Origin of the sequence: Streptomyces sp. NPDC005574 (assembly GCF_040605435.1) — a bacterium.
Classification (GTDB): domain Bacteria; phylum Actinomycetota; class Actinomycetes; order Streptomycetales; family Streptomycetaceae; genus Streptomyces.
The window spans coordinates 8,768-22,623 of the sequence record NZ_JBEXCW010000114.1; the positions used below are offsets into that span (position 1 = coordinate 8,768).

Sequence of the window (13,856 nt, forward strand, 5' to 3'; positions counted from 1 at the left end):
CGGTACCGCCGTCGAAGTACGTTCCCTTGTTGATACGGACCGAGACCTTGCCATCGCTTCCGTGCACGATCAGGTCGGCTTTGCCGTCAGCGCTGATGTCGGCGAAGTACAGACGGCCCTGGCCGGCCTGGCCCAGGTAGTTGGACCAACCTGCGCTCCAGTCGGTACCGCCGTCGAAGTACGTTCCCTTGTTGATACGGACCGAGACCTTGCCATCGCTTCCGTGCACGATCAGGTCGGCTTTGCCGTCAGCGCTGATGTCGGCGAAGTACAGACGGCCCTGGCCGGGCCGGCCCAGGTAGTTGGACCAACCTGCGCTCCAGCGGACACCCGTGTTGAAGCGGAGCGAGGGGCTGCCCGACGGAGCCGCCTTCGCGGTGCGTACCGTGATGGTGCCGTCGGTGCCCTGGATGACCAGGTCGGCGCGGCCGTCCCCGGTGACATCGGCCGGTGTTACGACCTCGCGCAGGCGCGCGCGGACCTCTTGCACCCAGTCGTGCACGGCGCTGTCGTCCACGCGCGAGGAGAGCGCGCCGGTGCGGGTCTCGGTCGCGTCCTGTGCGTAGCAGCCACCCTGCCAGGAGCGGGAGTTGATGCCGACGAGCTCGGGCTTGCCGTCCTTTTGGCGGATCAGCGGCCCACCGGCGTCGCCGGCGCAGATCGCAGTGTCCTGCCCGGTGATGGCCACCTGACCATCCTGGGCGGAGACCACGGCGAAGGCGCCGGTGTGCAGGGCGAGCGGTGACCACTCGGTCTTCGTACGGCCGAACCCGGCGGCCGTGAGGGTCTCCCCGGCGGTGGGCGCGGTCGTCGCGAACGGGATCGGGGCGATCCCGGCGATCCCTGTGGTGGGCTGTGCCAGGCGGGCCAGGACCAGATCGCGCCCCTGGTAGGGGATGAGTTCGGTGATGTCGGTGACCAGGCCGCTGGTGGTGGTCAGGTCGTTACGGCCGATCGTGGCGACGGTCTTCTCGGCCGGCGCACCCTCTGCGGGTAAGGCCCCCGAGGCGGGGTTGTCGACGAAACAGGAGGCAGCGGCCAGGACCCACCGTGCGTCCACCAGAGTTCCTGAGCAGGCTCGTGCGCCATCGCCGATGGCGAGGCGTACGGCATAGGAGTAGGCGTCATCGGTGGTCGGAGGGCCCGTGACGGCGCTCGCGGAGGGGACGTTGAGCGCTAGCGAACCGGCAATCAGGGCCGTGGCCAGTGCGGCGGCGCGCACAGGTCTGGTGAGTTGCATGAGGAAGGTCCTTGAGGCGAGGTCTGCGCGGCCGATGGCCGCTGCAGAGTGGCTGACGAGGAGCGCCGGTTGTCGGCCGTGCAGAACTCCGGTGCACGGAGCCCCGACCAGGCGCTACTTGGTCGCGCGGATCTCCATCAGCATGAAGTCGCGGCCGTCGGGATCCGCGCTCTCGCCCACCCCGGTCCAGCTGTTCTTGGCGATGTCGAAGGACTTCTCCTCGGTGCCCGTGGTCATGTCGACCTGCGTGGAGTAGTCGTTGCCCTTCATTCCGTACACCGCGGGGATTTCCAGGGTGAGCCAGCCCGAGTTGCCCGTCACCTGGAAACAGATCTTGTCGGTGCGGCTGCGCGCGTAGACCTCGAGCTGGCCGGTGCCGGTGGCGCAGTCAGCGAGGGTGATGTGACCGTCTCCGCGCTTCAGTTTGATATTCTTCTCCGTCAGGACCTTGTCCGCGTTGGGGTAGTTGAAGTCCTCGACCGCATATCCCGGTGCCTCATCGGCGACGGACGTGGCCTGCGCCATGCCGTCGGTGCCACCCGTGAGGGGTGAGCCGCCGGCCAGCGCGAGCCAGCTCAAGGCTGCGGCCGCCGTGGCCGCCACGGCGGTACGCAGGAGGGTCTTCGTCTTCGGCATACGGGCCCGTGCGGGTCTTGCCTTCATCGCTGTCCCTTTTCGTTGTCTGGGTAATGGGGAGCGAAGGCTGACGCTGACCGTATACAGGGCGAAGTGAATCCACTGCGATGGATTCGGCCGAACCTCTACGAACGCGCTCATTCTTATTACCCTGCCCCCCAAGACGCCCCCGGATTGCCTCGCGGACACAACGGCCCGGCAAGATCTGTACGGAGGCGGTCGGGCCATGAAATCCCTTGTGTAGATCTTTATCAACCGACCAAACAGGGCGACATCGGACGGAAGTTGCGATTACAGCGTGACGTAGGTCATAGCATAGCGAGGGTTGCGTGGTGCCCCTTAAAAAGTCCACAAAGAACAGGCAAGAAGGGTAGTTCGGATTTCTACATGTTCTGCATCGCAGCGTAAAAAATCTCTTGACCCTTACGCTTTCCGAACCCCCCTGTGCTCACTTCGAGGTCGATCAATTTCATGTGCAACGTACGCGGGCGAGGTGGGGATTTAAATGTGCAGGCAATTCTCGGGCGGCGCGAGAGAGGCGGCTTCCATGTGCCATGCATAGCCTCTGACTAGTTGGCTTGTTCTCCCTTTTTCGCCGCTTGCCCCCCGCAACGCGTCCAGAAATGCGACTAGACATCATTAACCTCGATCTTTCGTGACGGTCTGCCGACGGAGTTGGCAGACCGTTTCGCGTTCCGTGGTTGTTGGCAGGCAGGCCGGTAGCCCGACTGGCGTGTCGTGTGGGCGCCGGGTTCCACTGCTCCGGAGACGGTGGCGCTGCTCGCAGGGACGGGAAAGCTGCTGATCAGACGGCGTTGGGTAGTTGGTCAAGCTGTTCGAGGGCGCCGGTGATGACATGGGTCCATGGCCAGTGGCGGGCGAGGCGGAGGATCTGGCGGCGGCCGGTGGTGACGAGCTGGCCGGCCGGGCTGAACAGGCGGAGCCGCAGGCGACGGGGCTCCCAGAGACGGGCCTTGCCGTTCAGCGCGAGGATCTCCAGCCAGATCCTGTTCTGCGCGGTGTCGTGCAGGGGCAGGTTCCGCAGTCCGGTCGCGCGGGCAGCCCGGATGCGGTCCTCGACCCGGGCCCGCAGCCGGTGACGGAGCTCGAGCTCGGCGATCGGCCGACCCAAGGTGTTGGTGGCGAAACAGGTCAGCCGCATGCCGTCCGCATCCGTGAGCCGCAACTGGGCCCCGGGGTGCGGTCGTTCCTTCCTGGCGATCAGCCGCATGCCGCCTGGCCAGCTGTCGAGCATGTCGCCGGTGAGTTCGGCGACCCAGGCCCCGTCGCGAATCTCTCCGTCGGCTTCGACGGCCGGCGTCCATGCCGAGAGCGGCACCTTGAGTACGGACTGGTGGATTGCGTCGGTGATGGTCATGCCGACCGAGTACGACAGCCATCGGCCGCGTTTCGCGAGCCAGGCCACGAACTCGTGGGTGCCGCCCGCGGAGTCGGTGCGGATCAGCGTCCGGCGCCCGCGCCGATAGGACTTGGGCAACTGGGCCAGAGCCAGTTGGGTGTAGGTGATGTGATCGGCGGCGGTGTTGCTGCCCGCGTTTCCGGGCCGCAACAGGGCGGCCACCGGCTCGCCGGACCCGCCCGTGCCGTGGTCGACGAAACCCATCAGCGGGTGGTAGCCGAAGGTCTTCTTCCAGGTCGCAGCCGTGTCTTCCTTGTCGGAGTGTGAGATCACCAGGACGCCGTCCAGGTCCACAGTCACAGAACCGGTCACATCCGGGGCGCTCTGCCCGGCCAACTTCCATACATGCTGGCGCACTTGGGACCGCGCACTGCGGATCGCGTCCAGGGCGCGTTGGCCGCCCGCGGCGAGCGTGTCGATCAGCCGGGAGACTGTCGGGTCGGAGGCCACCGGCCCGAACACGGTCGGCTCGGCCCGCAGCATGCCCACGTCGGCCAGGCAGTCGCCGCCTAGGGCGACCGCGAGCGCCATATCCAGCAGGATCTTGCCGGGATCGTGCACCGCCCGCGGCGTGCGCCAGGGTGCCAGAGCCGCCGATATCGCAGTATCCAGGCCCGTCTTGCGGACTGTCTCGACCAACAGCACGCCCCCGGCCTGCGAGACCACTGCCCGGCCGCCGCCCTCGATGCGGACACGCGGGTACGACCCGATACGCTTCTTCACCTGGAGAGTGCTTCTTCCCATGCAGCCAACAGGACCCTAGACAAGTCCCATCGTTGCAGGTCAGGGCAATGCCGGTGACTTACGGTGTTTTCGCAGGTGAGGCCGGATGTCGGGTGACCTTGAGCAGGTAGCTGACGTTGCCGGGCGGGCGTGGCTGGTCCCGCTTCTTGACGTCGAAGGTGTTCTTCGGGGCCTTCTTCACTCGCTGACAGCGGCGGTCGCGGCGGCGTGGGAGGAGTTCGCTCAGGAGTTCCCAGACGACCTCGCGTCGGGCGGTGAGCAGCGTCTGCGGGTTGGCTGCGGCCTGTCCGGCGACTTTGAGTCGGGCGAGCTGCACCGTGGTGGTGAAGGAGATCCGATCGGGGTCGATCCGGCCTTGCTCGGCTGCGTGGGCTTCCAGGGTGCACAGGGCCTGGTAGACGGTCAGGAGCGCGTAGACCTCCTGACAGATGAGCTCGGGTGACTTCGAGCGCAGGATGAACCCGGCGCCGCGCAGGCGGTTCTTGAGTTCGGCGAAGCCGTTCTCGATCTCCCACCGCTGGTGGTAGGTCAGTGCCAACTGTCGTGCGGGCGCGAGCCGGTGGTCCAGGACGCTGGTCGCGAGGCGGAATTTCTCGACCTGCGCCGGTTGGCCGTGGGGGCGGACGGTGACGGTGTACTCGATGATGCGCACCAGGTGTCCTTCGGGCAGAGCCGTGGATGGCCGGCCGTGGAAGCGGGCATCACCGAGACGCTGGCCTGCGGCCGGGGTGGGCATGACGGACACGTACGAGCCGTCGGACAGGACCCACAGAGCGGGCAGGACGAGGTTCTTCTTGATCCGCCAGGCGAGGTGGCAGCCGGTTGCTTCGACCAGGCCCCACAGTTCGTGGCCGGCGAAGTTGCGGTCCGCCAGCAGGAGCATGCCCGGCCGCAGGGAGGCGAGCAGGCGGCGCGCGAGTTTGTGCTCGCTGAACCTGGCGATCGAGTCGAAGGCCGCGTCGATGAGGGCGTGGGTGCCGCACTCGATCAGGGCCATCAGCCTGACCTGCGGATTTCCGCTCTTGTTGGTGCCCTCGCGGCCGGTGAACCCGAACGCGGCGGCGTTCTCGGGGGTATCCGGCACGTCCAGCGCGGTGCCGTCCCAGGCGACCAGCCGCAGGCCGAAGGCGAACGCCCCTGGAGTCGCAGGTGCCGCCCGGGCACCGCACCGGCGCTCGAACAGCGCCTGGAGTGGCTTGTCGCCCAGGCGTTGGCGGGCTCTGGTGAGGGCCGAACTGGTGGGCAGGCGTTGGACGATCCCGCCCGGCAGGTGCCGCAGTTTCTCGGTCAGGGTACGCAGGACCACGCGATACCCCGGCGGGCCGGCACTGTCGGAGCTGCTGAACAGACACAGGGCCAGGACGAAGTAGACCACCGCACGGGCCGGCAAAACTCTGCGCCGGCGTTCGAACCGGCCGGTCAACTCCAGTACTTCGTCGACCTCTTCCGGGGTGATCTCCTCGGTGAGCACGCCGAGCCGGATCTGGTCACCGAACTGTCCTTCTGTCCTCTCTCGGGAGCTTCGCGCGGACGCCGGGCGTCCCGCTGTCGTGGCAGGTGGGTTTGCGGCGATGGCAGACTGAGCACCCAACGGGGTTCCCTTGCAGACAGTCGGATCTTGGTCGATCTTCTGTCCTACCGGGAGCCCCGTTGCCGTGTCCCGAGATCATCTTCCGCATCATCAGATCGAGGCGAACCGGCACATGCAACCTCGGCGATTTCTCACCCGGCAGAGCCACCGGCATACGCTCTACCTGCAGCGATGCGCTAAATCACCGGCATTGCAGGTCAGGGGCACTCTCCGCTTATTTGATCAAGTATCGGACGCCCCACCTCGTGAAAGCGCGAGGCTAAGACCCAAGGCCGGGTAGTCACGCAAGCTCGTTGGGTGTTCGAGAGTAAAGCGCAACGGCGCTCGTTGGTACAGGCAGTCGACCAAGACAGCTTGTATCCGAGGAGCTCCGTTGCCCGTTCGTCTTGCCTTCTCGCCCGCGCTGACGACCGTCACCCGTACGGTGACTGTGGCCGCGTCGCGCCGGGTCACTTGGGCGAGTTGACCGCCGTGGTGCCGTTCGAGCTGGTCGACGCGGTGCTGACGGAGACGTGGACAGCGCAGCGGCGGCTGCGTGATCTGCCGTCCCGGGCCGGAATGTGCTTCCTGCTCGCCATGTGTCTGTTTCCCGAGGTCGGCTACCGGCTGGTCTGGGACAAGCTGACCGGCGGCCTGACGGGAATGCCGATGGTCGCGCCGAGCGCGAAGTCCCTGCGAGACCTGCGCCGCCGACTCGGCAGTACGCCGGTACGGGCCCTGTTCGAGGTCCTCGCCGGTCTCTTGGCCCGCCCGACGACGCCGGGGGTGCGGTTCGGTGCGTACCGGACGGTGTCGTTCGACGGCTGCAGCTCGCTGCGGGTGCCCGATTCACCGCGCAACCGGGCCTGGCTGGGGCGGACGGCTCATCACGGCTATCCCACAGTGGAGTTGATGACGCTGGTCGAGACCGGGACGAGGTCCCTGATCGGTGCCGTGTTCGGGCCCGGGGACGAGGGCGAGACCTCTTATGCCAGCCGGTTGCTGCACCTTTTGACGCCGGACATGCTGGTGCTGTGGGACAAGGGCTTCGACGCCAACGCCTTCCTTGCGGCGTTCTACTGGCGGTTCGTGCAGGCCAGCGCCACGGTCCTGTTCGGAGGAAGCTACGAGAGGCCGCCGTACGAAGTGATCTCCGCGTTCGGCAGTTCGCAACTCCTGGCAACGCGACGGATCACCGGAAGTCTGCCCCTGAACTGCTCAGGCCGGTGCGCCTGAGCAGTTCCGGTCGCACCGGCCGAGGCTGTCAGGGCACGTCAGCCAGGCGCCGCGCCCAGAAGGAGCGGTCGGTCCAGCGGGCCTCTTGGGCGTGGATGACACGGTGGCCGCGCAGATATGCGCTCCGTGCGGCCGCGACCTGGTCTGCGTAGGCGCCGAGGGACGAGTCCGCGCCGTCAGGAACGCCACTCAGGCGGGCGTCGACGGCCAGGCCCGCGCTCAGCCCGGTGTAGAGGGCGGTCAGCACGCCCTGGGAGGAGAGCGGGTCGAAGGCGACCGCCGCGTCACCGGCGGCGGTCCAGCCGTCTCCGTACACCCGGTCCAGGTTCGCCGTGTGCGCGGCGGCCCGGCGGGGCGCGGTGGGTGACGTGGGCGGGGGCCCGTCCCGGTGGACCCATCGGGACACGTGGCGGGTGGCCGACATCCGTCGGTGGAAGTGGCGTGCGGTGTGGGTGGCGGCCGGCAGGTCGGTGTCGGTGAAGTAGGCGACTAGGCGCCCGCCGGAGGGCTGCGGGGCGGTGTACCACCAGCCGTCCTCGTCGGACTCGACGAGGGAGCGGCGGTCGGTGTCCAGCGGGTCCGCTTCCATGGGCACGTACAGGGCTGTGAGCCGGTCCCGGACCCGCCGCCGGGCCCCGCACCGGACCGCTATCGCGGCGGCGCGGCCGGTGGCGTCGATCACCCAGCGGCAGCGCACCGTACGCTCGCCACCGGACGCGGACCCGCCTCCGCCTGCGGACCCGCTCCCGCCCCCGGACCCGGAACCGGCCTCGGACCCGGAACCGTCCTCGGACCCGGACCCCGGCCCGGCATCGGACCCGCCCCCGCCCCCCGACCCGCTGCCGACAGGGCCCGTGCCGCCGCGCAGGACCAAGGTCCAGCCGCTGTCCGGCGTCCGCACCGTTTCGCGTACGGCCGTGCCCTCGGCGACCTCCGCCCCCGCCGCGCGGGAGGCGTCGCGCAGTCGCTGGTCGAACAGCCGTCGGTCGAGGTGCCAGCCATGGCCGTGCGGGTCGTTGATGAAGTCGACGGTGTGCAGGTCGGCCGAACCCCACGCCGAAAGACTGCCGTAGCAGGGCAGGTGTCCGGAGTCGAGAACGCGGTCGGCTATGCCGAGGTCGCCGAGCAGGACCCGCCCGGCGGGTACGAGCGTCTCGCCGACCTTGGGCGGCCCGGTGCCGGCGTCCGCCAGCAGGACCGTACGGCCCGCTCGGGCGAGCATGAGCGCGGCGGCGCAGCCGGCCGGGCCGCCGCCCGCCACCACGACGTCGTAGGTGTACGCGCCGAGAGCGAGGGCGGCGCTCACCGCGCGTCGCGGAAGGGGTCGAGTTTCTCGAGGTATCCGGCGGTGATCTCCTCCTCGCGGTAGCCGGTCGCCCTGGCCGCTTCGCCGACGGCCCGCGCCGCGGACTCGGCCTCGACGGCTTCGGGGGCGAGCCTTCCCTCGGGTGAGCGGCCCGCCGCCGCGGCCAACACGTGCGGCCCCGCCTCGGGTACCTGCACGTTGACGAGGTTCGCCCTGTCCGGTGCCTGAGCGAGCGGTTGTCCCGGGCGCGACTCCACCAGGATCCGGTCGGGGAACTTCCCGTCGCCCACGGTGTAGTCGCGCACCTCGACGACGCCGAGTTTGGCCCAGTCCTTGGTCATCTGAGTGCGCTGCTCGTTCATGGTGCCGGTGAGTCCGCGCAGCCAGGTCGCCCGCCGCTCGAACGCCTCCTCCCGGGCGCTGTCGTCGCTCCCGGCCGACGGCGTGTTGACCTTCTCGAAGTCCTCCACCTTGAGGACATGGTTGGGTACCTGGGCAGGCCAGAAGGTCGGCAGGTACGGGCTGTATCGGGGCCCCAGGTTGGCCAGCACCTCGTAGCCGGAGCGGCAGCTCGCGGTGTCCGCCTGCCAGGGGGCGGCCATCCAGCGGGTGAGGTCCCCGGGCCCCTGCGCCTGCAGGGGGCCGGTGGCGGAGACCGCCTCCTCCGGAGTGAGGGTGGGCCCGTAGTCGGGTTCCGCGGTGGCGGGGGCGCGGTGCCGGATGCGGAAGGGTGCGCTGAACATGCTCGCGTGCCTGATCGGCCAGGTGACCTCGATCCCCGGGTGGAACGCGTCGGCGGCGCAGCCCTCCAGGGCCGCCCGGTCCAGCAGCCCCGGCTGCTCGGCGGCAGGGGCCTCGTCGACCGTGGGGTGCGGCTGCCGCAAGGGTCCGGCCACGAACGCCCCGTCCGCCCAACGCTGCAGCATCCAGTCCTGGGTCGGCGACAGCGCCAGGTGCTGAAGCACGGACTTGGGCTTGCTGGCCATGGCGTCGCCGTACAGCCACGGCCACGGCAGCGGGGACTTTCCGTCGCGGTCGTAGTCGCGCAAGGAGGCGTACGTCTGGCGGCGCAGTTCCCGGTTCCGGTTGGACGGATCGGCGAGCCTCTTGCGCATCGTCGGCGAGAGGAAGAAATTGGGGCCGTTCCAGCCGAACTGGGTGGCGAAACCATGGTTGACCCACTGCAGATCGCAGAACCTGCGGAATATCGGCTCGATGTGATCGGTGAACGAGACCTGCTGCGGGCGGGTCAGCGAACCGGACTTGACGAAGACGTCGAAGAGCAGGTCGTAGAGGGTACGGACGGACTTCACGCCGGGGGCGTAGTGCGGAGGTCCCACCACGACCCAAGCCGGTACGGCGGTCAGGTCCCGGCCGTCGATACTGACCTTCGCCGTGACCGGGCCGTCGGACACGTCGTCGTACCAGGTGTTGTTGTTGGTGACCCCGGTGATCGGCTGGTTCTTGTAGGAGGCGGAGTTTCCCCGGCCGCCGAGCACCACCAGGCGGCCGTCGGAACGGGTGGAGATCTCGCCGAGGTACACCGCCTTGTCCATGACCTTGCCGGTGTCGAACTTCTGCGTCTCGGTCTTCGAGCCGCGAACGGTGCGGCTGCCGGGATCGTTGACCAGCTTCTTCCTGTCGGCGCCCACGACGTCGGCGTTGCGTCGGCCGTACTGCTCTGCCGTGAGCGTCTTGCCCTCGGGGATGTCCAGCGCCAGATGGAATTGGTACCAGGCGGCCTTCTTGTTGGCCAGATGCACCGTCCACTGGATCTCGGTGACACCCTCGGTGCCCGGCTTCAGCTCCCGTACGACCTCCCCGGCGGCGTTGTAGCCGTACACACGGAATCGCGCGGCCTGCCTCCGTATCGCCCCGGAAGCGTCCTTGTAGGAGCCGGCGTCCGCTGGTTTCTGGTCCGGTGATTCCGGGCCGATGAAGGGTGCCTCTGCGCTGTTGCCGACCCGGGCGACACCGATGGCAGGGTGGATCTTCACCTGCACGATGTGACTGTCCATCAAAGAACCCTCCGTTGTGGATTCAACCGGTCGAAGGTATGTGGTCGCACATGAAGAGGGCGCAGGCCGAGCTCGCGTTCCGAGGGCGGGGTTCGGGTCAGGGTCCTGCCCTGCGCCAGTCCGTCACAGGGCCGGGGTCCGTGTGGTCCGCAGGCAATGCCGCATAGTCAAGCGGTGTCCGCGCTGGTCAAGGGCATAGAGGCATGGCCTGCGAGGGTGTAGAGAGCGCGCCCCGTCTTGCGGATGATGCCCTCGCTTGACCATTGGGACAGTTGAACGCAGAAGCTGTTCAGGTTGGTGATGCCCAGCATGCGTGCGAGTTCGCGGCCGTGCCAGGCCCGGCCGGGCTCGGCGGCGATGATGGTGAGCACGCGGTGCTGGCGGCCCGCGGTCGGCGACGTCCGGGAAGGGGCGGGTGTCGGTGTGTGGGCGGCCGGGCTCCATGAACGGCGATGGCGGACCTGTGGCGGCGGTGGGGTGTCGTGGGCCGTGTAGAGCGTGATGGCAATGCCGGTGATGCTCTGGCTGGTCAGTGGCCTGTTGTCAGCGGGGCGGGCGGGGGAGCGGGAGATCGGGCACTTGACCTTGCGGATGCTGGTGCGCAGACGGCGGGGCGGGAGCAGGTCGGACAGGACCGCTCGGCCGATGTCGCCGACCAGATCGGAGTCCCCCGCGGCCGGGACGACGCCGCGGCCGGCGGTCAGGAGGTCCCGGGCGGTCTCCAGGGCGGTGGTGAAGCTTGCCCGGTCCGGATCGAGACCCGGCGCTGACTCGATGGCGGCCACCATGGCGATCCGCAGGACCGGGTGACAGTGTCCCCGGGCCTCACCTATAGCCCATGAGGAAGATCGTTCGGCTGAAGCCTCATGGAGCCTTTCGCCGCGTAGGCGACCGCCCTTAACGACCACGTTCTTCGTCACAGCCCCCTCCTGGATCGGGCTGGGCTGTTCCTTGCCCGCGCGAGGTGCGCTCAGTCCGCTCGGCGGGGCCGCCGCGTGCTGCGATCCGTGCGGCGGCGTCCTCCGGTGGGGGAGAGGTCGGGGCGGACGCGGTGGAAACGGGCGGGGTGGCGCCACCGACCGGCAGCATCACGAGCGACGTCGATGCCAACTTCCACCATCAGCTTGGGATTTACCAGCGTGACGTGCAGCTTCTCTCGGCTGCCCCACCCGGCGGAGAACGACCAACCCGTCCAGGGATGATGACCGGGCCGCGCCGGCTCGAGCAGCCCGCCAGCCGTGCTGCTGGCTGCCTGGGTGAGCGTGGCGGTGCGGCCGATGTACTGCAGGCGTCCGTCGTCGTACCAGCCCAGCAACAGAGTGCGGGGAGTGGCGAGGGTGCCGGTGACCGCGCCTACGATCGCCTCGGTCGTCTCGCGCACCTACCGGTGAAGAGGCGGTGTTCTCATCCTGCGCAATGCGGCGTGGGTGGGGCACCGGGTGACACCTGCCTCGCGCCCGGTACTGCCCCGGGTGCCCCTGTGCATTGGCTGCCGAGAAGGCGAAAACGGTGTGCTGCGACGTCGCTCTGTTGCTACGCTCGGGCACATGATCACGCTTTCGCCTCAGCACTGGATGATGCCCCGTCAACGGGGCTGCTGAGAACGGACGCGTACCGAATCCGAGGCCCCGGGACGGGGCCTCGATTGTTGTGCGACCAGGCCTCGCTACCCGGTAGGAGGACCGATGACCGCACGACGCCGCTACATCACCACGACGATTCCGTACGTCAACGCCCGGCCACACCTGGGCTTCGCCCTGGAGCTCGTCCAAGCGGACACGTTGGCCCGTCACCACCGCCTACGGGGCGAGCGGGTCCGTCTGCTCAGCGGAACCGACGACAACTCTCTGAAGAACGTCCTGGCCGCCGAAGCGGCTGGTGTCGGCGTGCAGTCGTTCGTCGACCGCAACGCCGACGCGTTCGCCGCATTGCGTGGTCCTCTGTCGCTCTCATTCGACGACTTCATCCGCACCAGCAGCGACCCGCGTCACCGCGTCGGAGTCGAACGACTGTTGCGCCGTGAACGAGCCCGCGGCGCACGCAGAGCGCGACCGGTCCGAAGACACAGGATGAGCTCGCGTTTCAGCGCCCCGCGGCCCTGGATGTAGAGGGCCTGATAGATCGCTTCGTGACTGATACGCATGGATTCATCATCCGGGAAATCACGCTTGATCCGGTTCGCGATCTGCTCTGGACTCCATGCCTGAACCCACGCACGATCCTTGCGGTGCGGCTTGTTCCTCCCCGTCCACGAACCCGTCACCGGTCCCGCGATCGGCATGCCGCCAGATGTGGTGATCTGGGCGGACAGCCTCTCCTGGACGTAAGCGTGCAACCTCGGATTGGCGACCAACTTCGCCGTTTTCGGACGCCGGGCCGCCATATCTGCTTTCCACTGCGCCACCGACGTCCGGTAGTCGAACTTCCCACTTCTTGTGGCGGTGTTGCGTCGCAGCTCGCGGGAAATGGTGCCTGGATTACGACCGACGTCTCGAGCGATCTCGCGCACTCCCTTGCCCTGTGGCCCTCAAGGCTTCGGCGTAGTCGGGCCTCGTCCTTCTTGATCAGGTGAGGCCGAGATGGGTGAGGGTGCGGTTTTGGTCCCTGGCTGTCCGGCGGAGGCCGGCGGCGATGTTGCGGATACCGGCGAGGCGGAGGGCTCCGATCGCGAGGTTTCTGTAGGTCGCCATCGCTTGGGGTGCGTTCCCGGTCCGCAGTTGGGAGGCGTCCTCGGCGAAGGTGACGTCTCGGACGTGGTGCAGGGCCTCGACCGTCCAATGCCCGCGGATCAGTTGGGCGAGCCGGGCGGGCGGGGCCTGTTCCGCGGCGAGGCTGGTGATCGCGTAGACGGTCTTGAGACTGATCTTCCCCGTCGTGCGATTCACGCGGCGGCGGACGATCTGGACGGCCTGGCGGGCGCCGGGGAAGAGCAGGTTGTTGACCGTGCAGACCTTCAGCCTACGGATCTCACAGCGTCCGTGCCCGGTCGTGCGGGTGCGGTCCTGGAGCGGAATCTGTTGCCAGGGAAGGGACTTGAGTTGCGTGCGGAGTTTCTTCGTATTGCGCTTCACGATCACGATGTAATGGGCCTCCCGCCCCCGCAGATAGGTGGCGTGGTCGGTTTGAGTGTGCAGGGCATCGCTGGTCACGACGGTGCCGGACAGGTCGGGCAGCGTGTCCAGCAGGGGCCGGAAACGAGTGATCTCGTTGGTCTTCTCACCAACGTCCATCTGTGCGAGGACCAGCCCGCCGACGTGGTCGCAGGCGGCCAGGAGGTGGACTCTCCGGCCCTTGGCGCGGGCGGTGCCCCGCAGCGACTTCCCGTCGACGGCCAGTGCCCGCAACCCGCCCGCGTCCTGCTGCCGGTCGGCAAGCCAGGTCCCGACCGCCCGGTCCAGGGCGTTTGCGTCGATCCTGGTCAGGACTCTGCGGATCGTTTTCTCCGCAGGCCAGGAGCGTTTCGGGAAGAGTGGGTCGACGCGGATACCCAGCCGCTCGAGGAGTTCTTCGGGGGCCTCGGCCACCCATTCACTCACCGCCAGCAGCGCGTTTAGGTGGTCGTGTGGCGTGGGCTGGCATTGGCGTTGGGCATCTACTCGATCTAGGCTGCGTCGGTTCGTGCCGCTCGTTGGCGGCCTATCGACGGAGAGGAATGCCGATGTCCCAGCAGGCCTCGGCCACGGACC

At 68.2% G+C, this 13,856-nt stretch carries 11 protein-coding genes and 1 pseudogene; 2 read left to right on the forward strand and 10 right to left on the reverse strand.

What is annotated here, in order from left to right; all coding sequences use genetic code 11:
- The 4 genes from ABZT03_RS37845 to ABZT03_RS37860 all read right to left on the reverse strand — a co-directional run.
- Positions 1-1,240, reverse strand: a 1,240-nt coding sequence (locus ABZT03_RS37845) for a trypsin-like serine protease (protein ID WP_356047865.1), incomplete at its 3' end; no start/stop codon positions are given.
- A 114-nt stretch (positions 1,241-1,354) separates the two neighbouring features.
- Entirely contained in the window at positions 1,355-1,765 is a 411-nt protein-coding gene (locus ABZT03_RS37850) for a hypothetical protein (RefSeq protein WP_355491811.1), read from the reverse strand.
- A 916-nt stretch (positions 1,766-2,681) separates the two neighbouring features.
- Positions 2,682-4,019: an IS1380 family transposase gene (locus ABZT03_RS37855; RefSeq protein WP_356047867.1), complete on the reverse strand. Its 1,338-nt coding sequence runs from the start codon at positions 4,017-4,019 to the stop codon at positions 2,682-2,684.
- Between the two features lie 79 nt (positions 4,020-4,098).
- Complete coding sequence (locus ABZT03_RS37860; protein WP_356047869.1) at positions 4,099-5,511, reverse strand: IS4 family transposase; 1,413 nt, start codon at positions 5,509-5,511, stop codon at positions 4,099-4,101.
- Between the two features lie 573 nt (positions 5,512-6,084).
- Between ABZT03_RS37860 and ABZT03_RS37865 the strand changes: the two genes are divergently transcribed.
- Complete coding sequence (locus tag ABZT03_RS37865) at positions 6,085-6,846, forward strand: transposase domain-containing protein (RefSeq protein ID WP_356047871.1); 762 nt, start codon at positions 6,085-6,087, stop codon at positions 6,844-6,846.
- A gap of 28 nt (positions 6,847-6,874) precedes the next feature.
- Here the strand turns inward: ABZT03_RS37865 and ABZT03_RS37870 are convergent, their stop codons facing one another.
- The 4 genes from ABZT03_RS37870 to ABZT03_RS37885 all read right to left on the reverse strand — a co-directional run bounded on the left by ABZT03_RS37870 (position 6,875) and on the right by ABZT03_RS37885 (position 11,551).
- Positions 6,875-8,152: an FAD-dependent monooxygenase gene (locus tag ABZT03_RS37870; protein ID WP_356047873.1), complete on the reverse strand. Its 1,278-nt coding sequence runs from the start codon at positions 8,150-8,152 to the stop codon at positions 6,875-6,877.
- Positions 8,149-10,170 carry a LodA/GoxA family CTQ-dependent oxidase gene (locus ABZT03_RS37875; RefSeq protein WP_356047875.1) on the reverse strand — a complete coding sequence of 674 codons (2,022 nt, stop codon included), beginning with the start codon at positions 10,168-10,170 and terminating at the stop codon, positions 8,149-8,151. Before ABZT03_RS37875 ends, ABZT03_RS37870 begins: the two co-directional genes overlap by 4 nt.
- A 167-nt stretch (positions 10,171-10,337) precedes the next feature.
- Positions 10,338-10,958 carry a hypothetical protein gene (locus ABZT03_RS37880; protein ID WP_356047877.1) on the reverse strand — a complete coding sequence of 207 codons (621 nt, stop codon included), beginning with the start codon at positions 10,956-10,958 and terminating at the stop codon, positions 10,338-10,340.
- Positions 10,959-11,140: 182 nt separating this feature from the next.
- Positions 11,141-11,551: a hypothetical protein gene (locus ABZT03_RS37885; RefSeq protein WP_356047878.1), complete on the reverse strand. Its 411-nt coding sequence runs from the start codon at positions 11,549-11,551 to the stop codon at positions 11,141-11,143.
- A gap of 304 nt (positions 11,552-11,855) precedes the next feature.
- Here ABZT03_RS37885 and ABZT03_RS37890 point away from each other — a divergent pair, with 304 nt between their 5' ends.
- Positions 11,856-12,278 (forward strand): class I tRNA ligase family protein, encoded by a 423-nt coding sequence (locus tag ABZT03_RS37890; protein ID WP_356047879.1) that lies wholly within the window; start codon positions 11,856-11,858, stop codon positions 12,276-12,278.
- On the opposite strand, the pseudogene ABZT03_RS37895 reads toward ABZT03_RS37890, so the two are convergent.
- Both ABZT03_RS37895 and ABZT03_RS37900 read right to left on the reverse strand, forming a co-directional pair.
- Positions 12,188-12,691: pseudogene (locus tag ABZT03_RS37895) on the reverse strand (helix-turn-helix domain-containing protein); the annotation flags it as partial. The gene ABZT03_RS37890 and the pseudogene ABZT03_RS37895 sit on opposite strands and share 91 nt — an antisense overlap.
- Positions 12,692-12,734: 43 nt before the next feature.
- On the reverse strand, positions 12,735-13,706 hold the full coding sequence (locus ABZT03_RS37900; RefSeq protein WP_356047881.1) for an ISAs1 family transposase: 972 nt from the start codon (positions 13,704-13,706) through the stop codon (positions 12,735-12,737).
- Positions 13,707-13,856 lie beyond the last annotated feature (150 nt).

Coding starts and splice junctions, on each gene's coding strand:
- ABZT03_RS37850 (WP_355491811.1), bottom strand. CDS start 1,765: ATGGCGCAGGCCACGTCCGTCGCCGATGAGGCACCGGGATATGCGGTC.
- ABZT03_RS37875 (WP_356047875.1), bottom strand. CDS start 10,170: ATGGACAGTCACATCGTGCAGGTGAAGATCCACCCTGCCATCGGTGTC.
- ABZT03_RS37880 (WP_356047877.1), bottom strand. CDS start 10,958: ATGGTGGCCGCCATCGAGTCAGCGCCGGGTCTCGATCCGGACCGGGCA.
- ABZT03_RS37890 (WP_356047879.1), top strand. CDS start 11,856: ATGACCGCACGACGCCGCTACATCACCACGACGATTCCGTACGTCAAC.